Below are 22,338 nucleotides of genomic sequence, written 5' to 3'. Positions count from 1 at the left end.
GTGAACCGCGTACTCTGTGGGGTTACGCGTCGGTAGCTGTGGTGTGGATCACAATCGGCGCGCTCGTGCCGCCGATGAAACGATTCGCGGCTTGCGAAGGCGTCCGAACCGAACGCGAACGTTATCCCCGACGTCCTAATGTTGGGCATCGCGAACGACGACACGGGGTGGACGTGGAGAACGCAAGCATCGGCGATCTGTGGGACCGCCTGACGGGGACCCAGCCGGATCCGCCGTGGTGGCTGGTCGTCCTCGTCGGGGCCGTGGCGCTCGGCGCGGTCGTGCACGGCCCGACCTGGCGGGTCGCGCGCAACACGGTGACGATCGCGCACGAGGGCGGGCACGCGCTGATCGCGCTGGTCACCGGCCGCAAGCTGGACGGGATCAAGCTGCACTCCGACACCTCGGGCGTCACGGTCTCGCGGGGCAAGCCGCACGGGCCCGGCATGGTGTTCACCGCCATGGCCGGGTACCTCACTCCCCCGCTGCTCGGGCTGCTGTTCGCCGCGCTGCTGGCGGGCGGCCGGATCACGCTGATGCTGTGGTTCTCGCTGGCGCTGCTCGCGGGCATGCTCGTGATGATCCGCAACGCCTACGGGGCGCTGTCGGTGATCGCGACCGGCGCGGTCGTCTTCCTGGTGTCCTGGCTCGGCGGCGCCAAGGTGCAGGCCGGGTTCGCCTACCTGGCCGCCTGGTTCCTGCTGCTCGCGGCGACGCGTCCGGTGATCGAGCTCCAGCGCATGCGCGCCCGGCACATGGCGCCGAGCTCGGACGCCGACCAGCTCGCGCACCTCACCGGCGTGCCCGGCCTGGCCTGGGTGACCTTCTTCGGCGGGGTCGCGCTCGCGGCGCTGGTCGCGGGCGCGGCGCTGCTGTTCCCGGAGGTGGCGCTGTCGCCGGACGACGTCCCGCGCCCGCCCGGCTTCTAGCGCCGGGACGCCGCTCCGCCCCGGCGCACTGACACCGGGGTTGACCGCGGGTCGAATGTCGGACCCGCGGGATAGTTTCGACACCGTGAGCGATCGATGGGAGCGGGGGCGGGTGCTCGGGCTGGCGCCCGACGCCGCGGCGGCGAAGGCCGCGGGCGGCGTCGCGGCGGCCGCGTCGTGGGCGGGCACCGGCTGCGACGAAGGCGCGGTCTGGGGCGAGTGCCGGGGCAGCGGCGCGAACCCCTACCGGACGTGCGCCGACCTGGCCGAACCCGCGTTCCGCTGCACGTGCCCGAGCCGCAAGTTCCCCTGCAAGCACGCACTCGCGCTGCTGCTGCTCTGGAGCGAGGGCGCGGTCGAGCCCGGCCCGCGTCCGGGGTGGGCAGCCGAGTGGATGGAGCGGCGGCACGACCGGGACGAGCGGCGGGCCCCCGCCGCCAGGGCCCGCGACCCGAAGACGGCCGAGCGGCGCGAGCGGCGCGTCGACGACGGGCTCGCCGACCTCGACCAGTGGCTGCGCGACCAGGTCGCGCACGGCCTGGCGCAGGCCGAGCAGGCGCCCTACCGGCTGTGGGACGACGCGGCCCGGCGCCTGGTCGACGCGCAGGCCGCCGCGCTCTCCGGCCCGGTCCGGGGGCTCGCGGCGATCCCGCGCCGCCCCGGCTGGCCCGGGCGGCTGCTGGAGGAGTACGCGCTGCTGCGGCTGCTCGTCCGGGCGTACCAGCGGCGGGACGAGCTCCCGCCGGAGCTGCGCGACACCGTCCGCGCGCGGGTCGGGTTCACGGTCGCGCAGGAGGAGGTGCTGGCGGCGGGCGAACGCGTCCGCGACACCTGGTCGGTGACCGGCTCGCGCGACTCCGCACAGGACCAGCTGACCACGCGCCGGGTGTGGCTGCGGGGCCGCCGGACGGGGCGTCCCGCGCTCGTGCTGTCGTTCGCCGCGCCTGGCGCCGCGTCCGGCGGGCGGCTCGACAACTCCCTCGTCGTGGGCACCGAGATCGACGCCGAGCTGGCCTTCTATCCCGGCGCCCAGCCGCTGCGCGCGCTCGTCGCCGACCGGTACGGGCCCGCCGGGGAGGGCGCCCCCGAGGGGACGGACGTCCGGGGCTTCCTCGGCGAGCACGCCGCCGCGCTGGCGCGCGACCCGTGGCTCGACAGCTGGCCCGCGACGCTCACGGCGGTCCGGCTCGGCCGCGCCGAGGGCGGCGACCTGCACGCCGTCGACGGCGCGGGCGACGCGCTCCCGCTGCGGCTCACCGACCCGTGGCGGCTGCTGGCGGTGTCGGGCGGCGGCCCGGTCACGCTGTCCGGCGAGTGGGGCGCGGGCGGCCTGCGCCCGCTGACCGTCTGGCAGCCCGACGAGGGACCGGTGATCCTATGAGCGGCAGCCCTGTGAGCAATGGTCCCCCGAGCGGTAGTCCTGCGAGCGGTGGACCCCCGAGCGGCGGTCCTCCGAACGGCGGTCCTCCGAACGGTGGTCCTCCGAACGGTGGTCCTGCGAGCGATAGTCCTGTGAGCGGCGGCTCTGTGAGCGGCGGCCCTCCAAGCGGCGGCCCTCCAAGCAGCGGCCCTCCAAGCGGCGGGCCTGCGAGCGGCGGCCCTCCAAGCGGCGGGCCTGCGAGCGGCGGCCCTGCGAACGGCGGCCCTGCGAACGGCGGGCCTGTGAGCGGCGGGCCTGCGAACGTCTGGTCCGACCATGTCAGCGCGGCGCTGCTCGGCACCGAGCGGCGCGACCCGCCCGAACTGCCCGGGGCTCCCGAGCCGCCCGGCGAGGCCGGTGATCAGGCCGCGCGGCTCCTCGACCAGGCGGCGGTGCTCACGCTGCGCCGCCGCGCGGGCCGCCCGCCCGCGTCCGGGGTCGAGGTGATCGCCCCGGCGCCGGGCGAGGACGCGCCGGTCGTCCCGCCGGTGGCGGCGGCCCGGCTGGACCGGATCCTCGCCGGGGAGCAGATCCGGGTGCTGCCCGAGTGGCTGGACGCGGCCGCCGCGCACGGGCGCCGCGTCCCGGCCCGGCTGCTGCCCGAGCTGCTGGAGCGCGGTCGCAGCGACCGGATGCTGCGCCCCTCGATCGCCCGCGCGGCGGGGCGGCGCGGGGTGTGGCTGGCCCTGCGCAACACCGACTGGGCCTACCTCGTCGGGGCGGGCGACGACCCAGGCGGCGGCGCCGACGTGTGGCGGACCGGGACGCGCAACCAGCGGGTCGCTTTCCTGACCGGGCTGCGCCGCACCGACCCGGGCGCGGCGCGCGACGTCCTCGCGGAGACCTGGGCCCGCGAACCCGCGCCCGACCGCGCCGCGTTCCTGGCGACCTTCGAGCACGGCCTGACCCTCGACGACGAGGAGTTCCTGGAGGCGGCGCTCGAAGACCGCGGCAAGGACGTCCGGCAGCTCGCGTCCGACCTGCTGGCCCGGCTGCCCGGCTCGGCCTACGGGCGGCGGATGGCGGCGCGCGCCCGCGCGTGCGTGACGGCGCGCACCTCCCGCGACCGGGGGCGCGTGCGGACGGCCATCGAGGTCGAGCCGCCGCGCGAGCACGACGAGGACCTCGCGCGCGACGGCGTCCCGTTTCATCCGAGCGGGTCGTTCATGCCGGGTAACGGGAACGGTCCGGTCGGGGCGCGGGCGGCGTGGCTGCGGGAGATCCTCGCGCGGACGCCCCTCGCCACCTGGACGGAGCTGTTCGGGCTGCCGCCGATGGAGATCGTGTGCCTGCGCGTCGCCGACCCCGACGGCCGCGCCGCCCGGGACGTGCACATCGGGTGGGCGCGGGCCGCGCTGCGGCAGCGCGACGTGGACTGGGCGCGCGCGCTGCTCCGCGGCGGCGTCGTGGTGGACGAGCCGGAGGCGCTCGCTGGGCTGCTGGCCGTCCTGCCCGGCGGCGAGCGCGACCCGGCGGCGGCCGAGCTGATCCGCTGGGTCGACGGGCAGCCCGACCTGCTGCGCGTCCTGGAGCGGGTGCCCGGCCCGTGGACCGGCGACCTCGCGGCGGCGGTCGTCGCGACGCTCACCGCCGCCGCGCGGCGTCCGACGCGCCGCGACGAGCACGCCCTCACCCAGTTGTGCCGGCTCGCCGACCAGCGGCTCGACCCGTCCGCCGCGTCCCGGCTGGAGGAGCTGGGCCCGGCCGCGCCGCGCGCCGTGGCCGAGCTGATCACGACCCTGCGTTTCCGCGACGAGATGGTGAAGGAGCTGGCCGAGTGAGCGAAGAGGAGCGGTTGCTGGGGGGTCTGGAGGGTCGTCCCCCCAGAGAGGCGGGGCAGTTGCCGGGGAGTCGTGCGCCTGAGGGCGCGGGCGGGGTGTTGCGGGCGCATGCGGAGGAGGAGTACGCGGGCGAGCTGGCGCGGCTCGCCGAGCAGGACGAGCGGCCCCGGCCGCCGGGGTGGCGGTTGTCGCCGTGGGCGGTCAGCACGTACCTGCTCGGCGGCGAGCTGCCCGACGGGACGGTCATCGGGCCCAAGTACGTGGGGTCGCGGCGGCTGATCGAGGTCGCGGTCGCGACGCTCGCCACCGACCGGGCGCTGCTGCTGCTCGGCGTCCCGGGGACGGCGAAGACGTGGGTCGCCGAGCATCTGGCCGCGGCCGTCAGCGGCGACTCCACGCTGCTGGTGCAGGGGACGGCGGGCACGTCGGAGGAGTCCGTCCGGTACGGGTGGAACTACGCGCGGCTGCTCGCGGAGGGCCCGTCGGAGCGGGCGCTGGTGGAGAGCCCGCTGATGCGGGCGATGCGGCTCGGGTCGGTCGCGCGGATCGAGGAGCTGACCCGGATGCCCTCCGACGTGCAGGACACGCTGATCACCGTCCTGTCGGAGAAGACGCTGCCGGTGCCCGAGCTCGGCACGGAGGTGCGGGCGCGGCGCGGCTTCACCGTGATCGCGACGGCGAACGACCGCGACCGGGGCGTGAACGAGCTGTCGAGCGCGCTGCGGCGGCGGTTCAACACGGTCGTGCTGCCGCTGCCGGACTCCGTGGACGACGAGGTCGACATCGTCGCCCGCCGGGTCGGGCAGATCGGCGCGGCGCTGGAGCTGCCCGAGGCCCCGGCGGGGCTGGAGGAGATCCGCCGGGTGGTGACGGTGTTCCGCGAGCTGCGCTCGGGGCTGACCGGCGACGGGCGGACCAAGCTCAAGTCGCCGGGCGCGACGCTCGGCACCGCCGAGGCCATCTCCGTGGTCACGAGCGGGCTGGCGCTGGCCGCGCACTTCGGCGACGGGGTGCTGCGCGCGGCGGACGTCGCGGGCGGCATCGTCGGCGCCGTCGTGCAGGACCCGGTGGCCGACCGGGTCGCGTGGCAGGAGTACCTGGAGACGGTCGTCCGGGACCGCCCCGACTGGCAGGACTTCTACCGCGCCTGCCGGGAGGTCTCTTGACGGCGCCCCGGGTCGAGGTCTATGGCGTCCGGCACCACGGGCCGGGGTCGGCGCGCGCGCTGCGCACCGCCCTGGAGGGCTTCAAGCCCGACGCGGTGCTGGTCGAGGGGCCGCCGGAGGCCGATCCGATCGTGGCGCTGGCCGCCGACCCGGGGATGGTGCCGCCGGTCGCGCTGCTGGCCCACTCCCCCACCGGGGAGCACGACCGCCGGGCGGCCTTCTGGCCGTTCGCCGAGTTCAGCCCGGAATGGCAGGCGATCCGGCACGCGCTCGCGATGGGCGCGCAGGTCGGGTTCTGCGACCTCCCGGCGGCGAACCAGCTCGTCCCGCTCGCGGACGAAGGGGAGCCCGGCGCGGCGGAGGAGGACATCCGGCTCGACCCGCTGGGCCTGCTGGCGAAGGCCGCCGGGTACGACGACACCGAGCGCTGGTGGGACGACGTCGTCGAGCACCGGCTCGGCGGCCCGTCCCCGTTCCCCGCGATCGCGGAGGCGATGGCGGAGCTGCGGGCGCAGGTGGACGCGTCGCCGGAGGAGAGCGGCCTGCCCGCCGGGTACTTGCGGCGGGAGGAGCAGCGCGAGGCGTACATGCGCCGGACGGTCCGCCGCGTCCTCAAGGAGGGGTACGAGCGGGTGGCGGTGGTGTGCGGCGCGTGGCACGTCCCGGCGCTGCTGGCGAGTGTGCCCGCCGCCCGCGACGACCGGACGCTGCGCGGCCTGCCGAAGACGAAGGTCGCGATGACGTGGGTGCCGTGGACGCACGGGCGGCTCGCCGGGCGGTCCGGGTACGGGGCGGGCGTGCGGTCCCCCGGCTGGTACCACCATCTGTTCACGGCGCCCGACCGCCCGGTCGAGCGGTGGCTGACCGCCGCCGCGCGGGTGCTGCGCGAGGAGGACCTGCACGTCTCGTCCGCGCACGTGATCGAGGCGGTGCGGCTGGCGGAGGCGCTCGCCGCGCTGCGCGGCCGTCCGCTGGCGGGGCTGGAGGAGGTCACCGAGGCGACGCGCGCCGTCCTGTGCGAGGGCGCCGACCTGCCGGTCGAGCTGGTGCGGGCGCGGCTGGTGGTCGGCGAGCGGCTCGGCGCGGTGCCCGAGCGGACCCCGATGGTGCCGCTCCAGCGCGACCTCCAGGCCGAGCAGCGGCGGTTGCGGCTGCGGCCGTCCGCGCTCGACAAGGACCAGGACCTCGACCTGCGCAAGCCGACCGACCTGGAGCGCAGCCACCTGCTGCACCGGCTCCGGCTGGTGGGGGTGGAGTGGGGCGTCCCGTCCGAGAGCCGGTCGAAGGGGACGTTCCGGGAGACCTGGACGCTGGCGTGGCGGCCCGAGTTCGACGTCGAGCTGATCGAGGCGAGCGCGTGGGGGACGACCGTGCGCGGCGCCGCGACCGCCCGCGCCGAGGCGCTCGCCGCCGGCGCGGGCGCGCTCGCCGACCTGACCTCCGTCGCCGAGCGGTGCCTGCTGGCCGACCTCGGCGACGCGCTGCCGACCGTGATGCGCGCGCTCGCCGACCGCGCCGCCGTCGACACCGACGTCGCGCACCTGATGGCGGCGCTGCCCGCGCTGGTCAGGGCGCTGCGCTACGGGGACGTGCGCGGCACCTCCACCGGCCCGCTCCACACGGTCGTGGACGGCCTGGTCGTGCGGATCTGCGTCGGGCTGCCCGCCGCCGTGGCGGGGCTGGACGACGACGCGGCCCGCGACGTCCTCGGGCGGGTCGACGCCGTCCACGGCGCGCTGTCGCTGCTCGCCCACGAGGGTCACCTGGAGCGGTGGCGCCGCACGCTGGAGTCGCTGGTCGCCCGCCCGGACGCGCTGCACGGCCTGATCGAGGGCCGCCTCACCCGCCTCCTGCACGACGCGGGCCGCCTGCCGGACGTCCCCGACCGGATGGCCCGCGCGGTGTCGGTCGGCGCGGCACCGGCGCGCGCGGCGGCGTGGGTCGAGGGCTTCCTGTCGGGCGGCGGGCTGCTGCTCCTGCACGACGACGCCCTGCTCCGCCTCGTGGACGGCTGGATCTCCGGGCTGCCCGGCGACTCGTTCACCGACGTGCTGCCGCTGCTGCGCCGGACCTTCGGCGCCTACGGGTCCGCCGAGCGGCGCGCGATCGGCGAGCGGGCCCGCCGCCTCGGCGAGGGGGGCGGAGCGCCGCGTCCACCGGGCGACGATCTCGACGAGTCCCGCGCGGCGCCCGCCGCCGCGACCGCGCTGACCATTCTCGGCTGGGAGGGGGCCCGATGAGCGACGAACGGCTGCGGCGGTGGCGCCTGGTGCTCGGCGGCGAGCGCGCCGACGGCACCGGCGCGTCGCTGACCGGCGACGACGCCCGGATGGACGGCGCGCTGGAGCGGCTCTACGGCGCGGGCGACCGCGAGGAGGGGCGCCCCCGGCCGGGGCGGCGCGGCGCGGGCCTCGGCGACTCGGCGCCGTCGGTCGCGCGCTGGCTCGGCGACATCCGCGAGTACTTCCCGTCCACGGTCGTCCAGGTCATGCAGAAGGACGCGATCGAGCGGCTCGACCTGACCCGGCTGCTGACCGAGCCGGAGATGCTGGAGGCCGTCGAGCCCGACGTCCACCTGGTCGGGACGCTGCTGTCGCTCAACCGGGTGCTGCCCGACCGGGCGCGGGAGTCGGCGCGGGCCGTGGTGCGGAAGGTCACCGGCGATCTGGAGCGGCGCCTCGCGGGGCGGACGCGGTCGGCGGCGGGCGGCGCGCTGGACCGCGCGGCCCGCGTCTCCCGCCCGAGGCGGCTCGCCGACGTCGACTGGGACCGGACGATCCGCGCGAACCTGCGCCACTACCTGCCCGAGCACGGGACGCTCGTCCCCGAGCGCATGGTCGGGTACGGGCGGCGCCGCGCGGGCGTCGAGCGGGACGTGGTGCTCGCCGTCGACCAGAGCGGCTCCATGGCGGCGTCGGTGGTGTACGCGAGCGTGTTCGGCGCCGCGCTGGCCTCGCTGCGCGCGCTGCGCACGTCGCTGGTGGTGTTCGACACCGCCGTCGCCGACCTCACCGACCAGCTCCACGACCCGGTCGAGGTGCTGTTCGGGGCGCGGCTCGGCGGCGGCACCGACATCAACCGCGCGGTCGCGTACTGCCAGGGCCTGGTCACCCGCCCGGCGGACACGATCCTCGTGCTGGTCACCGACCTGTACGAGGGCGGCGACCGCGACGAGATGCTCCAGCGGGTGGCGGCGCTGGCGGCGTCCGGCGTGCGGGTCGTGGTGCTGCTGGCGCTGGCGGACGAGGGCGCCCCGTCCTACGACCACGACACCGCGGCGGCGCTCGCCGCGCTGGGGGTCCCCGCGTTCGCCTGTACCCCCGACGCCTTCCCCGACCTGATGGCCGCCGCGATCGAGCGCCGCGACCTCACCGAGTGGACGCGCTCGTCACCGCGGTGACGAGCGCAGCCCCGCCGCGAGCAGGACCACCACCAGGGCGGTGACGGCGGCGTGCCCGGCCAGCGCGGCCGCGTCCACGGACACGAGCGCGCCCCACGCGCCCCACAGCGCGACCCGGGTGACGCGGGCGGCCATCGCCGTCCACGCCCCGGCGCGGCTGCCGCGCCACGCGAGGATCACCGCGACCAGCGTGACGGCGGCGAGCACGGTGAACGACGTCGCGACCACGGGCAGCAGCCCGCCGCGATGCCCCTCCGTCAGCGACGGCCGCGCGATCAGGATCGCGAGCGACGCGACGTCCAGCGCGGCGAGGAACCCCGCGAGCACGAGCCCCACCACCGTCGCCGCTCCCCGCCGCAGCTCCCGCGTCCGCGTCCGAGCCCCCGAGGACGCGGGCACGAACGGCCCGGCGGCGCCCCCGGAACCCGCCGCCGGCTCCCCGCCCCGATCGAGCTCGGCGGTGGCCTTCCGAGTCGAAGTCCCCTCCCCCGCCCCGCCCACAAGCGCAGAACCGCCCCCACGTCCGGAACCAGCTTTGTACGTGCTCCCCGGACCGCTCCCAGTTCCACGCCCGGGCGCGGGTGCGAAACCCTGCGCGGGGCCGGGGGCCGGGGCTCGGGTGGGGGACGGGCGGGGGGCGGGTACCGCGCCCTGGTCGAGGGTGCGGGTCGGGACGGGGGTGCGGGGGCTCGGGATCGGGGTGGTGGGGCGAAGGGCGGGCGGGGCGGAGAAGTCGTGGGGGGTGTGCGGGGCGCCGTACTCGCCCAGGAGGCGCATCAGGACCTGTTCGGCGGTGGGACGGTCGGCCGGGTCCCGGGCGAGGCAGGCGCCGGCGACCTCGGCGATCGGGGCGGGGAGGGCGCTCAGGTCGGGGGTCTCGTGCAGGATGCGGTACATGACGGCGGGGACGCTGCCGCCCGCGAAGGGGTCGCGGGCGGTGGCGGCGAACAGCAGGGTCGCGGCCCAGGCGAACAGGTCGGTGGCGGGGCCGATGCGTCCCGCGAACTGCTCGGGCGCCATGTAGGCGGGAGTGCCGACGACCTGGCTGGTCAGGGTGGCGCCCGCGGCGTAGGCGCGGGCGATGCCAAAGTCGATCACGCGCGGGCCGTCGCGTCCCATCAGGACGTTGTGCGGCTTGAAGTCGCGGTGCACGATCCCGGCGCGGTGGATGGCGGTGAGCGCCGTGACCGAGCTGATCGCGAGCCGGTCGAGGTCGGCGCCGGTGCGCGGCCCCTCCTCCAGGACGAGGTCGTTGAGCGAGCGGCCCTCGACGTACTCGCTGACGATGTAGGGGCGGTCGCCGGCGGTGTCGGCGGCGAGCATCTGCGCGGTGCAGAACCCGGCCACCCGCTGGAGCAGCGCCAACTCCCGGACGAAGCGGGCGCGGGCCGCGTCGTCGCCCAGGAGCCGGGTGTGCAGCAGCTTGACCGCGACCAGCGGCGGCAGCCCCGCGGCGGGGTCGAGCGGGCGACCGAGGAACACCACGCCCTGACCGCCCGTGCCGATGCGGCCGAGCAACTCGCAGCCACCGAGACGCGTGGGGTCGGAGGCGTCGAGGGGAAGCGGGCTCGCCATTCGCACCCCCCGTTCGGCTCCCCCGAGAAAATCAAGCATTTCACCGGGCACAAAACCGCTTCGCCCGGCATCGAAGAGTATAGGTTCGGCGGACCTGGAGCGGGAGACGACACATGCGTGAGAATTATTCGCCAATTGCCCGGAACAGGGTCGTGGCGGTGGCCGCGGCGGTGCTGTGCGTGGCGGGCGGGGTGCTGACGGGGTGCGGGGACGCGGGGGCGACGATCACCCGGTTGACGGTCGGGTCGCCGGGCCCGGAGCCGTACACGCTGATGTCGGGGACCGACGCGACCAAGGTCACGCCCCGGCAGCGGACGGGCGGGACGCGGGACGGGGACACCCCCGGCCTCTACGGCGGGACGCGCCGCGCGGCGAGCTGCGACCAGAGCAAGCTGATCGCGTTCTTGCAGGCCGACCCGGCGAAGGCGAAGGCGTGGGCGGGGGTGCAGGGCATTCCGGTGAGCGACATCCCCCGGTACGTCTCGCGGCTCACTCCGGTCCTGCTGCGCACCGACACGCTCGTGACGAACCACGGGTGGCGCGACGGCGCGGCGACGAGCGCGCCCGCCGTCCTCCAGGCCGGAATGGGCGTTCTGATCAATGGCTACGGAGTGCCGACGGTGAAGTGCAATTGCGGCAATCCGCTCACCCAGCCGGAGAAAAAGATCAAGACGGGCGGCGCATCCTACCGTGGCCGATCCTGGCCGGGTTTCCAGAAGGGGAAAGTGACGCGGATCCGGCCGCGTGATTCCCAGAAGGGGACGATCGAGACGTTCGTTCTCGTCGACCCGGGCGCGACGATGGGCTTCGAGCGGCCGCGCGCCACGGCGGGCGCGCTGGACGGCCCGCCCACCGACCTCCCGCCCGAGGAGACGGTCGAGTCGCCGTCGGACTCCCCCGCCCCGATCGACTCCGGCAGTTCCTCGCCCGGCACGGACGTCCCGACGGACGAGCCGAGCCCCAGCCCGAGCGCGACCGAGCCGACCGGCCCCGGCACCGGCGTCCCGTCGGTCGAGCCGTCGCCCAGCACGCCGGACGACCCGGGCCAGGGCGGCGGCACCGCGCCGGCGGCGTCCGAGCCGTCCTCGGAGACGGGGACGCCGGGGCCGATCTCCATGGCGCCCACCGGGGAAACGGGGGCCTCGCCCGACTGGTGAGACCCATGCGCTACATTTGCTCATATGAGCAGTGCTTCAGACGTCGCCCCCGCCGTGGAGTGCGCGGTGCGCGTGATCGATGCTGAGAAGGTCGGCCTCGTCCGCGCGTCGCTGCCGGAGACGGAGACGATCGCCGAGCTGGCCCAGGTGTTCGGCCTGCTGGCCGACCCGGGCCGGCTGCGGGTGATCACCGCGTTGCTGGAGGGGGGAGAGATGTGCGTGTGCGACATCGCCGCGTCCTGCGGGCACTCGGAGTCCGCGGTCTCGCACACGCTGCGCCTGCTGCGCGCCAACCGCGTCGTCCGGGTCCGCCGCGCCGGGCGCATGGCCTACTACCGGCTGGACGACTCGCACGTCCGGATGCTGCTCGATCTCGCCCTCGCCCACGTCCACCACGGGGAGGAGGAGACATGAGCGAGGAGCGGGAGCCGGAGGAGACCTCGCACGGGCACGGCCACGGGCATGGGCACGGCCACGGGCACGGCCTCACCCCGGACGCCGACAGCCGCTACCTCGGCGGCGCGCTCGCGCTGATCCTCGTCTACATGACCGGCGAGGTCGTGATCGGCCTGCTGGCGCGGTCGCTGGCGTTGATCTCCGACGCCGCGCACATGATGACCGACGCGTTCGCGATCGCGCTGGCCCTGGTGGCGATGCGGATCGCGGCGCGCCCGCCGAAGGGCGGCTACACCTACGGCCTGCGCCGCGCGGAGATCCTGTCCGCGCAGCTCAACGGGCTGACGCTGATCCTGCTGTCGGTCTTCTTCGTCTACGAGGGCGTCCGGCGGCTGCTCGACCCGCCCGACGTCGAGGGCCAGCTCGTGTTCTGGACGTCGATCGCCGGCATCGCGGTCAACATCGCGGCGACCTGGCTGATCAGCAGGGCGAACCGGAGCAGCCTGAACGTCGAGGGCGCGTTCCAGCACATCCTGAACGACCTGTACGCGTTCATCTCCACGGCGGTCGCGGGCCTGCTGGTCTGGACGGTCGGCTTCGCCCGCGCCGACGCGATCGCCTCGCTGGTGGTGGCGGCGCTGATGCTGAAGGCCGGGTACGAGCTGCTGCGGGACGCGGGACGGGTGCTGATGGAGGCCGCGCCGGCGGGGATCGACCCGTCCGAGCTGGGCGGCCGGCTGGCGCGCCGCCCGTGCGTGGAGGAGGTCCACGACCTGCACGTGTGGGAGGTCAGCTCCGGCTATCCGGCGCTGTCGGCGCACGTGCTCGTCGACGCCATGGGCGACTGCCACGCCGTCCGGCGCGATCTCCAGACGCTGCTGCGCGACTCCTACGGGATCACGCACACGACGCTGGAGGTCGACCACGTCGACGCGACCGCGCCCTCGCCCGGAGACCACGGCCACTGCCAGGACGCGCACGGCCCCCGCCACGTCGCCGGGGCGCAGCCGCACCGGCACGCGGGCGGGCATCCCTGCGACCACTGAGCCGCGTCAGGCGAAACCGTCAGGCGAACAGGGCGGCGGCGGAGTCGTGGCAGACGGCGCGCAGCCAGTCGTCGCCGAGGTCGAGGGCGGCCAGGGACTCCAGCTGGTGGGCGTAGGCGTAGGGGATGTTGGGGAAGTCGGTGCCGAGCAGCACCCGGCCCGCGAGGCCGAGGTCGCGCAGCCGGGGCAGCAGCGCGGCCGGGAACGCTCCCATCTCGGCGAAGCCGGTGAACGTCATCGTCGTGTCCAGGTGGACGCGCGGGTAGCGGTCGGCCAGGTCGAAGAACCCCTCGTACTCGGGCGCGCCCATGTGGGCGATGACGGCGGTGAGGCTCGGATGGCGGGCGAGGACGTCGCCGAACGGCCCCGGGCCGGTGAAGCCGTTGGCGACGGGCCCCGACCCGGCGTGGACGACCGCGGGCGTCCCGGCCTCGGCGAGCGTGCCCCACACCTCGTCGAGTTCGGGGGCGCGGGGATCGAACCCGCCGACCTGGAGGTGGACCTTGAAGACGCGGGCGCCCGCGTCCAAGGCGCGGCGCACGTAGGCGGCGACGCCGGGTTCGGGGTGGAACGTCGCCGACTGGACGCATTCGGGGACGCGGGCGGCGAAGTCGGCGGCCCACTCGTTCAGCGACTCGGCCATGCCGGGGCGGTGCGCGTAGAGCAGTGAGGTGAACGCGCGCACGCCGAGGCCGCGCAGGGTCGCGATCCGCTCGTCCTCGGGGTCGCGGTAGTGGATCGGCCACTCGGCGCCGATCAGCGGGCCCGCGTCGTCGAAGTACGCCCAGACCGCGCTCATCAGCCGCTGCGGCATGAAGTGGACGTGGACGTCGAAGAGGCCGGGGAGACCGAGGCCCCGCCAGAACGCGGGCACGGCCGAATCAGAACGCGGTTCTACCACGTCCCCGACTCTAGGCGATCTTCGGCCCGCGCGGCCGCGAGAGCGGGCGGACCGGCGGGTAGGGTGGCGGCGATGCGGACCAAGGCGGAGCTGGATGCGGCGATCCGGGACGGCGGCCGCGCCGTCCTGGTGGTGAACGCCCGTTCGCGGCGGGGCCGCCGGCTCTACGGCGCGGCGCGGCGGCTGCTGCGCGAGGCCGGGGTGGAGTTCGTCCGGGTGCTGCCGGTGACCGACCCGTCCCGGCTGCGCGAGCTGTTCACCGGCGTCCTCGAACTGGAGCCGGACCTGGTCGTCGTCGGCGGCGGGGACGGCACGGTCGCCGAGGCCGTCGGGCACCTCGCGCACCGCGACGTCGCGCTCGGCGTGCTGCCGCTCGGCACCACCAACAACTTCGCGCGGAGCCTGGAGATGCCGCTGGACCTGCCCGGCGCCGTGCGCACCCTCGCCCTCGCCGGACCGGGCGGCGGCAAGGTCGCGGACGTGGACGTCGGCTGGTTCGAGAGCACCGGCGACCGGCGGGGCGGGGAGGACCGCGAGCACATCTTCGCGAACATGGTCAGCCTCGGGCTGTCGGTGGACGTCGCGGGGAGCGTCCCGCACACGCTGAAGCGGCTCATCGGCCGTCCCGCCTACGCGCTGACGGCGGCGCGGCTGCTCCCCCGGCACCCGGCGTTCACCGCCCGTGTCACGATCGACGGCGAGACCCGCGAGCTCGTGACGCACCAGCTCAACGTGGCCAACGGCGCGCACCACAGCGGGCAGCGCATCGCCCGCGACGCCAGCCCCGACGACCGCCTCCTCGCCGTCTACCGGCTGGGCGACGGGCGGCGGCTGCGGCTGGCGTCGGCGACCGCCCGGCACGTGCTGACCGGGCCGTGGCGGTCGCTGGAGGAGGACGCGTTCCTCACCACCGCGCACGTGGAGATCGAGACCGACCCGCCGCTGCGCGTGGACGTGGACGGCGAGATCCGCGGCCGGACCCCGGTCACGATCCGGCTCCGCGGCAACGCCCTGCGGGTGATCGTCCCCCGCACCTTCCACGACACCTGACCGCCGGTCAGAGCACGCCGCGGGCGGCGAGCAGCTCCTTCAGCCTGTCGTGCGGGAGGGCCGGGGAGCGGTGCCCGTCCCGTCCGACCATGGTGCGGGCCGACAGCAGCACGTTCAGCACGGCCTCCTCGACCGCCTGCACGACCGCCTCGTAGAACGGGTCGATGCGGTTCCACGGGACGAACCGGAGCGCGTCGTAGCCCGGCTCCCCCACCGGGAACCCGCCGCTGATCGCGCCCGGGTTGGCGTTGGAGAAGGCCAGGAACACGTCGCCGGACGAGTGCTGCCCGTAGGTGCCCGTCCGGGCGAGGCCGAGCGGGACGCGGCGGGCGAGCGCGGCGCACTGGCCGGGCAGCAGCGGCGCGTCGGTGCCGACGACCACGATCACCGAGCCCGCGCCGGCGAGCCCGAGCCAGTCGGTGTCCTCCATCGGGTTGTCGCCGGCGAGGTCGGCGCCGACCGGGACCCCGCAGACGCTGAGCTGCGCGCGGGACCCGAAGTTGGCCTGGACGAACACCCCGACGTTGTAGGAGTCGGAACCGTGCTCCACGACCCGCGAGGACGTGCCGCTGCCGCCCTTGAAGCCGTAGCAGTTCATGCCGGTCCCGCCGCCGACCGAGCCCTCCTCGACCGGGCCGCCGCGCGCCGCGTCGATCGCCGCGACCGCGTGCTCGGGGCGGACGTGGTCGCCGCCGATGTCGTTGAGGTAGCCGTCCCAGGTCTCGGCGACCACGGGCAGCATCCACTCGCGGGCGTCGGGGCGCTCGCGCAGCGCCCAGTCGATCGCGCCGCGGTGGCACGCGCCGACCGCGTGCGTGTTGGTGATCAGCACGGGCAGCGTCAGCGCGCCGGTCTCGGCGATCCAGTGCGAGCCGGTCATCTCGCCGTTGCCGTTGAGGGCGTGGATGCCGGCGGCGCACGGGTCGGCGAACCCCGTCCGGCCGCGCGGCAGCAGCGCGGTCACCCCCGTACGGACCGGGCCCTCGCCCCGGCGGAGCGGGCCGTCGCCGCTGGTCAGGGTGGTGTAGCCGACCTCGACGCCGGGGACGTCGGTGATCGCGTTGTGCGGCCCTGGCAGGCCGGGCAGCGGCAGGCCGAACTGGCGGGCGCGGGTCATCGGTCCCCTTCCGGGTCATGGCGGGCTTGCGGGGGCACGGCCCCTCGCGGAGGCGCGGCGGCTTCGCGGGGTACGGCGGGTGCGGCGGTTTCGGGGGGTGCGGCGGGCGCGGCGGATTCGAGGGCTTCGAGGGTGAGGCCGGTGGCGTCGGCGGCGGCGGCGAGCAGCAGCCGCGCGGCGCGGGCGGCGTCGAGCGTCGGCGCGGCCATGACGATGTGCAGGCCGTACCCGTCCTCCAGCGCGACGAGGTTGCGGGCGATCGTCGAGGCGTCGCGGGTCAGCGTGAACGCGCCGGTGGCGGCGCCGGTGTCGAGGATGCCGGCGTAGATGCCGACCTGCCGCTCGTAGAGCCGGATGTGCTCGGCGGCGTAGGAGACGTCCCGGCGGGCGATGGTGCCGAGCTCGTACAGCAGCACGCACAGCTCGTCGCCGGGGCCGGTCGGCAGGCCGCTGCGGACCATCGCCGCCAGCCGCCGCAGCGGGTCGGGCTCGCCGCGCACGGCCTCCTCGCGCCCGGCGCAGAACCGCTCGACGGCCTCGCGCTGCACCTCGCGCAGCAGGTCGTCCAGCGTCGGGAAGTAGTACAGGACGGAGCCGGACGACATCTCCGCCTCCTCGGCCACGTCGCGCAGCCGGAGGTCGAGCACGCCGCGTCCGACGACGGCGCGGCGGGCGGCGGCGACGAGGTCGGCTCGCCGTTCGTGGGCCCTGCTGGGTCTCGCCATGCCCGACATTCTCTGAAGATCTTTCAGACAATGCAAGTCAGGCATCGACGCGAGAAAGACGAGACCAAGACGTTACCGGCACCCGTATTGACCTGGGCGCCCGGTGTTCTTTGATACTCGTTCAAGGAATTTTCAACGCGGAGGTGCCCTGATGGCCGCTCCTGAGGTCCGTCCACCGGCCACCGCCGACCGCCCCCCAGCGCTGCACCGCGGCCTGCGGACGGTCGGCGCGCTGCTCATCGTCCTGTCCGCGGTCACGCCCGCGTCGTCGGTCTTCATCATCGCGCCGGGGGTGATCACCCAGGCGGGCACCGGCGCCTTCCTGACCTTCGCCGCCGCGGGCGTCGTCGGCATCTTCATGGCGTTCGTCTACGCCGAGCTGTCCTCGGCGTATCCGCTGACGGGCGGCGAGTACGCGATCGTCGGGCGCACGCTCGGGCGGATGCCCGGGTTCGTCGTGCTCGGCCTGATCCTCATCACCCAGCTCCTGATCCTGGCCGTGATCGCGCTCGGCGTCGGCACCTACCTGGGCGTGGTCGTCGACGGGCTGAACGGGCCGGTCGTCGCGGCGGTCACGGTCGCCGCCGCGACCGTCATCGCGATCTTCGACATCAAGGTCAACGCGGTGGTCACCGGGATCTTCCTGGCGATCGAGATGATCGCGCTGCTCGTCCTGTCGGCGCTCGGGTTCCTGCACGTCGAGCGGCCGTTCACCGACCTGATCGCGCATCCGGTCGTGGCGGCCGACGGCTCGGGGGTGACCGCCGCGTCCGCCGGGCTGATCGCCGCCGCTACCGCCGTCGCGATCTTCGCCTACAACGGCTACGGCTCCGCGGTGTACTTCGGCGAGGAGACCCACAACGCGCAGAAGGCCATCGCCCGGACGATCCTGTGGGCCCTCGGCATCACGGTCGCGGCCGAGCTGATCCCGGTCACCGCCGTCCTGCTCGGCGCGCCCGACCTGGACACGCTGCTGCACTCGGACTCGATGATGGAGTACTTCATCACCGAGCGCGGCGGCGCGACGCTCAACAAGGTGATCAGCCTCGCGATCGCGCTCGCGATCCTGAACGCGGTGATCGCGATCATGCTGCTCACCGCCCGGCTGATCTTCAGCTCGGGCCGGGACGGCACCTGGTCGCCGCGCGTCGACAGGGCGCTGACCACGCTGCACCCCCGGTTCGGCACGCCCTGGATCGCCACGATCATCGGCGGGGTCCTCAGCGCCGCCGCGTGCTTCCTGGAGGAGAAGTTCCTCCTGGTCGTCACCGGGACGTCGCTGGTCTTCGTGTACGGCGCGCTGTGCCTGGCCGTGATCGCCGGACGCCGGAACGGGACCACCGCCCACGCGGGCTACCGGATGCCCTGGTTCCCGGTCGCGCCGGTCGCCGCGCTCCTCGCGCTGGTCTACGTGATCTACCAGAACGCCAAGGACCCGGAGGTCGGCCGCCCGAGCCTGTTCGTCGCGCTCGGCGTGATCGCCGCCGCGTGCGCCTACTTCGCGCTCGTGCTGCGCCGCCGCGGCGGCTGGCACCTCCAGGACGCGGCCGAGGAGGAGCCTGCCGACGACTGACGTAGGGCGGCCCGGTCCGGCTCACGATCGGGCCGGGCCGCCTTGCCTCAGCGCGGGTCCTCGGCCATCCGGTAGGCGCCCGCCTCCAGGCGTTCGATGAGGCCCTGCGTCCACGTGGTGGCGGACTCGGCGGAGTGGACCCACCAGCCGAGCAGCTCGCGCAGGTGGTCGGCGGGGTCCTGCTCGTCCAGCAGCGGGACGATCGACGCGCGCCAGGCCGCCAGGCCCTCCAGCCGCTCCCGGAGCAGGCGGAGGGCCTCGGCGCGGGTCAGCTCGGTCAGGAACCCGAGCCCGGCGGTGAGCATCTCCGGGTGCCGGACGTCCACGGTGGCGATCGCGCAGCGCAGCAGCCGCAGGAACTCCGCCCGGCCCTCCTCGGTGATCTCGTAGTCGGTGTGCGGGGGCCCGGCGTCGCTCTCCTCGACGTCGTGGGCGCGCAGCAGCCCCTCCTTGGCGAGCTGCCTGAGCGCGTGGTAGATCGAACCGGGGTTCACGTGGGCCCACTCGTCCGAGCCCCATGACATCAGCTCGCGCCGCACCTCGTAGCCGTGCGCGCGCCCGAACCGCCGAACCCCGCCGAGGACCAGCAGCCGCGTCGTCGACATCCCTACCCCGTTCCCCCTGACGTGTCCGGGGATCAGGCTAGAGCGTCGGGACGGCCCGCGGCCCCGCACCCCGCCCGATCGGCGTCAACCGCGGAGTTCGGCGAGGTCGTCCCCGGTGAGGCGCAGCCCGGCGGCGGCCATGTTCTCCTCCAGGTGGGCGAGGGAGCCGGTGCCGGGGATCGCCAGCAGGACCGGGGACAGCGCGAGCAGCCCGGCGAGCAGCACCTGCGCCGCCGTGGCGCCGTGCCGCGCGGCGACGGCCCGGACCCGCGCGTCGTCGGGGACGCCGAAGCCGCCGAGCGGAAAGTAGGGCGCGTAGGCGATGCCCTCCCGCTCGCAGACCGCGAGCATCTCCGCGTCGTCGGGGCGCGTCACGTCGAACCGGTTCTGGACGGCGGCGACCGGCGCGATCGCCCGCGCCTCCGCGAGCTGCGCCGTGCTCACGTGGCTCAGCCCGAGGTGCCGGACGAGGCCCTCCTCGCGGAGCGCGGCCAGCACGGCGAAGCGCTCGCCGATCGGCTCGTCCGCCGGAGCCTCCATGCCGCCGGGACGCAGGTACACCAGGTCGAGGCGGTCGAGGCCCAGCTCGCGCAGGTTGCGCTCCACCTCCGCGCGCAGGCCCGAGGCGGGGAGCTGGCCGGTGGGCGTCGGGGCGTCCGGGCCCCGGTACGGCCCGACCTTCGTCGCGATCACCAGGTCGGACGGGTAGGGGCCCAGCGCCTCGCGGATCAGCTCGTTCGCGGCGAGCCCGTGCCGGTAGTAGAACGCGGCGGTGTCGATGTGGTTCGCGCCCAGCTCGACCGCCCGGCGCAGGACGGCGAGGGCCGTCCCCCGGTCGTTGGCGGGCGCGTCGAGAGTGGACGCGGGCAGCCGCATCGCGCCGAAGCCCAGCCGGGAGATCCGCAGGTCGCCGCCCAGGTCGAGGTGCCGGTCATCAACGATCTTCGTCATGCGCCCCACTGTGCCGCCGGGCCCGCGCGGCGGCGAACGGCTGGCAACTTGCTGCCAGTTCCGGCGACCTGACCCCGGTGGCAGACTGGACGCGATGAGCGTCGATCTGGACCGCAACGTCGTCCTGCGCGGCGAGGCGGAGCTCGCCGCGCGCGCCGGACGGCTGTTCGCCGCGCGGGAGGAGTTCCTCTGCGCGGCGCACGACCTGTGCACCTGGGCGCTGCCGGGCGTCCACGAGGAGATCGTCGCGCGGTGGCGGCGGGAGCCGCCCGCCCCGACCGCCGTGCGCGCCCGCAAGCTCTACGCCCCGGCGGCGCTCGCGGACGAGGAGTCCGAGCGGAAGCTGCTGGAGCTGGCCGCGCGCGGCCCCGAGATCCGGATCTGCGCGGCGCCGCTGCCGCGCGAGACGATCGTCGTCGACCGGCGGGTCGCGATCCTCGCCGGGCCGCCGGTGGCGGGGGTGCGCGAGTACACCGTCGTCCGGTCGCCGGGCGTGGTGGACGGCGTGCTCGCGCTGTTCGAGGCGGCCTGGGAGACGGCCGCCGCGCTCGCCGACCACCGCCGCTCGCGCCCGCCCGCGCTGGGCGAGCAGAGCCGCACGATCCTGCGCCTGCTCGCGGGCGGCCTGAAGGACGAGGCCGCCGCGCGCCGGCTCGGCCTGTCGCTGCGCACCTACCGGCGCCGCGTCGCCGAGATCCTCGTCCTGCTCGACGCCGACTCCCGCTTCCAGGCCGGTCTTCGCGCGCGGGACCTCGGCCTGCTCGGCTGATCCCCGCCGGCGCCGCGGGCCCGGGGCCGTAGGCTCGGGGCATGCCGACCGCCTTCATCACGGGAGCGACCGCCGGGCTCGGCGCCGCGTTCGCGCGCCGCCTCGCCGCCGACGGGTTCGACCTGGTCCTGCTCGCCCGCGACGCCGGGCGCCTCGAACGGGCCGCCGCCGACCTCGGCGAGCGGTACCAGGTGGACACCGAGGCGCTGCCCGCCGACCTGTCCACCGGGCAAGGGCTGGCCGCCGCGCAGGAGCGCGTCCGCGACGGCGTCGACCTGCTCGTCAACAACGCCGGGTTCGGGCACGGGAACGTGTTCCCCGACGTGCCGCTGGACGCGGAGCTGGCCATGCTGCGGGTGCACTGCGAGGCCGTCCTGCGCCTCACCCACGCGGCGGTGCCCGGCATGCTCGACCGGGGGCGCGGCGGCGTCGTCAACGTCGCGTCCGTCGCCGCGTTCGGGGTGCGGAGCACCTACGGGGCGTCCAAGGCGTGGGTGGTGCACTTCAGCGAGGGCGTCGCCGCCGACATGGCGGGACGGTCGCGCGGCCGGGTCCACGTCATGGCGCTGTGCCCGGGGTTCGTGCGCACCGAGTTCCACGAGCGCGCCCGGATGGACGTGACCGACATCCCCGGGTACATGTGGCTGGACGACGCCGCCGTCGTCGACGCGGCGCTGCGCGACCTGCGGCGCGGCGCGCGGGTCAGCGTCCCGAGCCTGCGCTACAAGGCGCTCGTCGGCGCGAGCCGGCTGCTGCCCCGCGAGCTGACCGCGCGCGTGTCCTCCACCCGGGGACGGCGGCGGCGGACCTGAACCCGACCGCCCGGCGGCACCGCGCGGCCGTCCGGGATGCTGGGGGCATGCGGATTCTGGTGACGGGTGCGGCGGGATATGTCGGATACGCGGTCGGGCGGCGGCTCGTCGCCGCCGGACACAAGGTGGACGGCCTCGTGCGGCGCACCGACGCCGTCCTGCCCAAGGGGGTCCGCCCGGTCCCCGGCGACCTGCTCGACCCCGGCGGCCTGCCGCGCGGCCCCTACGACGGGGTGTGCCACCTCGCGGCGCTGACCCGCGTCCGCGAGTCGTTCGCCGACCCGCTCGGCTTCTTCGCCGTCAACGTGCAGGGCACCGTGAACCTGCTGCAGGCGGTGGACGCGGCGCGCGTCGTCTACGGATCGACCGCCGCCGTCTACGGGACGCCCGAACGGCAGCCGATCCCCGAGACCGAGGGCACCGCGCCGACCAGCCCGTACGGGGCGTCCAAGCTGGCCGCCGAGCAGGCCGTCCGCTTCCACGCGCGGACGGGCGCGATCGGCGCCGTCGTGCTGCGGACGTTCAACGTCGCGGGCTCGGTGGACGGCCGTCCCGACCCCGACGAGACCCGGCTGATCCCGAAGGCCCTCGCGGTCGCCACCGGGCGGGCGCCCCGGCTGGAGGTCAACGGCGACGGCGGCACCGTCCGCGAGTACCTGCACGTGGACGATCTCGCCGCCGCCCACGTTCGCGCGCTGGAGACCGTCGGCCCGGGTGAGGAGCGCGTCTACAACGTCGGCAGCGGCACGGGCGCGGCCGTCCGCGACGTGGTCGCCGCCGTCGAGGAGGCCACCGGACGGGCCGTGCCGACGCTGCGGCGCCCGCCGCAGCCGGAGCCGCCGCTGCTGCTGTGCGATGCCGCCGCGATCCGCGCCGACCTCGGCTGGCGGCCGGTCCGCTCGTCCCTGCCGGAGATCATCGGCTCCGCGTGGGACGCCCTGACCCGCGCGGACGGCTAAACTCCC

Annotated in this window: 20 protein-coding genes and 1 pseudogene; 14 read left to right on the top strand and 7 right to left on the bottom strand. The window is 75.6% G+C overall.

The annotated features are described in order from the left end of the window. The first annotated feature begins 173 nt into the window (after positions 1-173). Complete coding sequence (locus K2F47_RS22485; protein ID WP_372490887.1) at positions 174-929, top strand: M50 family metallopeptidase; 756 nt, start codon at positions 174-176, stop codon at positions 927-929. An 85-nt stretch (positions 930-1,014) separates the two neighbouring features. Further along, positions 1,015-2,310 carry an SWIM zinc finger family protein gene (locus tag K2F47_RS22480; protein WP_242906830.1) on the top strand — a complete coding sequence of 432 codons (1,296 nt, stop codon included), beginning with the start codon at positions 1,015-1,017 and terminating at the stop codon, positions 2,308-2,310. 47 nt (positions 2,311-2,357) lie between these two features. Here the strand turns inward: K2F47_RS22480 and K2F47_RS41755 are convergent. Then, positions 2,358-2,627 (bottom strand): annotated as a pseudogene (locus K2F47_RS41755) (hypothetical protein); the annotation flags it as partial. Between K2F47_RS41755 and K2F47_RS22475 the strand changes: the two are divergent. The 4 genes from K2F47_RS22475 (at position 2,592) to K2F47_RS22460 (ending at position 8,696) form a co-directional block, all read left to right on the top strand. Beyond that, positions 2,592-4,130: a DUF5691 domain-containing protein gene (locus tag K2F47_RS22475; protein WP_242906828.1), complete on the top strand. Its 1,539-nt coding sequence runs from the start codon at positions 2,592-2,594 to the stop codon at positions 4,128-4,130. The pseudogene K2F47_RS41755 and the gene K2F47_RS22475 sit on opposite strands and share 36 nt — an antisense overlap. 95 nt (positions 4,131-4,225) lie before the next feature. After that, positions 4,226-5,296 carry an ATP-binding protein gene (locus K2F47_RS22470; RefSeq protein ID WP_242906826.1) on the top strand — a complete coding sequence of 357 codons (1,071 nt, stop codon included), beginning with the start codon at positions 4,226-4,228 and terminating at the stop codon, positions 5,294-5,296. Next, a complete protein-coding gene (locus tag K2F47_RS22465; RefSeq protein ID WP_242906824.1) occupies positions 5,293-7,536 on the top strand; it encodes a DUF5682 family protein in 2,244 nt (747 codons plus the stop codon). The genes K2F47_RS22470 and K2F47_RS22465 overlap by 4 nt, the downstream gene beginning before the upstream one ends. Then, positions 7,533-8,696, top strand: coding sequence for a VWA domain-containing protein (locus tag K2F47_RS22460; RefSeq protein ID WP_242906822.1), 1,164 nt, complete (start codon positions 7,533-7,535; stop codon positions 8,694-8,696). The genes K2F47_RS22465 and K2F47_RS22460 overlap by 4 nt, the downstream gene beginning before the upstream one ends. Here the strand turns inward: K2F47_RS22460 and K2F47_RS40820 are convergent. Continuing rightward, positions 8,685-10,271, bottom strand: a complete 1,587-nt coding sequence (locus K2F47_RS40820) for a serine/threonine-protein kinase (RefSeq protein ID WP_272497293.1) — start codon at positions 10,269-10,271, stop codon at positions 8,685-8,687. The two genes, K2F47_RS22460 and K2F47_RS40820, sit on opposite strands and share 12 nt — an antisense overlap. Positions 10,272-10,384: 113 nt before the next feature. Between K2F47_RS40820 and K2F47_RS22450 the strand changes: the two genes are divergently transcribed. From K2F47_RS22450 to K2F47_RS22440, 3 genes are read left to right on the top strand one after another with little or no spacing between them, the layout of a single operon-like run. Then, positions 10,385-11,428, top strand: coding sequence for a DUF6777 domain-containing protein (locus K2F47_RS22450; RefSeq protein WP_242906820.1), 1,044 nt, complete (start codon positions 10,385-10,387; stop codon positions 11,426-11,428). A 24-nt stretch (positions 11,429-11,452) separates the two neighbouring features. Further along, positions 11,453-11,842: an ArsR/SmtB family transcription factor gene (locus K2F47_RS22445; RefSeq protein WP_242906818.1), complete on the top strand. Its 390-nt coding sequence runs from the start codon at positions 11,453-11,455 to the stop codon at positions 11,840-11,842. Next, entirely contained in the window at positions 11,839-12,870 is a 1,032-nt protein-coding gene (locus tag K2F47_RS22440) for a cation diffusion facilitator family transporter (protein WP_242906816.1), read from the top strand. The genes K2F47_RS22445 and K2F47_RS22440 overlap by 4 nt, the downstream gene beginning before the upstream one ends. A gap of 19 nt (positions 12,871-12,889) precedes the next feature. Here the strand turns inward: K2F47_RS22440 and K2F47_RS22435 are convergent, their stop codons facing one another. Next, positions 12,890-13,744, bottom strand: a complete 855-nt coding sequence (locus tag K2F47_RS22435) for an amidohydrolase family protein (RefSeq protein WP_242906814.1) — start codon at positions 13,742-13,744, stop codon at positions 12,890-12,892. 99 nt (positions 13,745-13,843) lie between these two features. Here K2F47_RS22435 and K2F47_RS22430 point away from each other — a divergent pair, with 99 nt between their 5' ends. Continuing rightward, positions 13,844-14,821, top strand: a complete 978-nt coding sequence (locus tag K2F47_RS22430; protein WP_242906813.1) for a diacylglycerol/lipid kinase family protein — start codon at positions 13,844-13,846, stop codon at positions 14,819-14,821. A 7-nt stretch (positions 14,822-14,828) separates the two neighbouring features. Here K2F47_RS22430 and K2F47_RS22425 read toward each other — a convergent pair whose 3' ends face one another. Further along, the gene (locus K2F47_RS22425; RefSeq protein ID WP_242906811.1) at positions 14,829-15,938 is read right to left on the bottom strand and encodes a DmpA family aminopeptidase; all 1,110 of its coding nucleotides are present in this window, start codon (positions 15,936-15,938) and stop codon (positions 14,829-14,831) included. Further along, complete coding sequence (locus K2F47_RS22420) at positions 15,935-16,663, bottom strand: TetR/AcrR family transcriptional regulator (RefSeq protein WP_242906809.1); 729 nt, start codon at positions 16,661-16,663, stop codon at positions 15,935-15,937. Before K2F47_RS22420 ends, K2F47_RS22425 begins: the two co-directional genes overlap by 4 nt. 151 nt (positions 16,664-16,814) lie before the next feature. On the opposite strand from K2F47_RS22420, the gene K2F47_RS22415 reads away from it, so the two are divergent. Next, entirely contained in the window at positions 16,815-18,236 is a 1,422-nt protein-coding gene (locus tag K2F47_RS22415) for an APC family permease (protein ID WP_242906807.1), read from the top strand. A gap of 47 nt (positions 18,237-18,283) precedes the next feature. Here the strand turns inward: K2F47_RS22415 and K2F47_RS22410 are convergent, their stop codons facing one another. Beyond that, positions 18,284-18,841 (bottom strand): PadR family transcriptional regulator, encoded by a 558-nt coding sequence (locus K2F47_RS22410; protein ID WP_242906805.1) that lies wholly within the window; start codon positions 18,839-18,841, stop codon positions 18,284-18,286. A gap of 84 nt (positions 18,842-18,925) precedes the next feature. Then, positions 18,926-19,792 carry an oxidoreductase gene (locus tag K2F47_RS22405; protein ID WP_242906804.1) on the bottom strand — a complete coding sequence of 289 codons (867 nt, stop codon included), beginning with the start codon at positions 19,790-19,792 and terminating at the stop codon, positions 18,926-18,928. 94 nt (positions 19,793-19,886) lie between these two features. Between K2F47_RS22405 and K2F47_RS22400 the strand changes: the two genes are divergently transcribed. Genes K2F47_RS22400 through K2F47_RS22390 form a run of 3 tightly spaced genes read left to right on the top strand, consistent with a single transcriptional unit; the run spans position 19,887 to position 22,332 of the window. Further along, the gene (locus K2F47_RS22400; protein WP_242906802.1) at positions 19,887-20,561 is read left to right on the top strand and encodes a helix-turn-helix transcriptional regulator; all 675 of its coding nucleotides are present in this window, start codon (positions 19,887-19,889) and stop codon (positions 20,559-20,561) included. Between the two features lie 41 nt (positions 20,562-20,602). After that, a complete protein-coding gene (locus K2F47_RS22395) occupies positions 20,603-21,373 on the top strand; it encodes an SDR family NAD(P)-dependent oxidoreductase (protein WP_242906800.1) in 771 nt (256 codons plus the stop codon). 47 nt (positions 21,374-21,420) lie between these two features. After that, complete coding sequence (locus K2F47_RS22390) at positions 21,421-22,332, top strand: NAD-dependent epimerase/dehydratase family protein (protein WP_242906798.1); 912 nt, start codon at positions 21,421-21,423, stop codon at positions 22,330-22,332. Positions 22,333-22,338 lie beyond the last annotated feature (6 nt).

This window comes from Actinomadura terrae (assembly GCF_022751215.1).
GTDB classification, from domain to species: Bacteria; Actinomycetota; Actinomycetes; order Streptosporangiales; family Streptosporangiaceae; genus Spirillospora; species Spirillospora terrae.
This window is presented reverse-complemented; position numbering and strand designations above follow the sequence as displayed.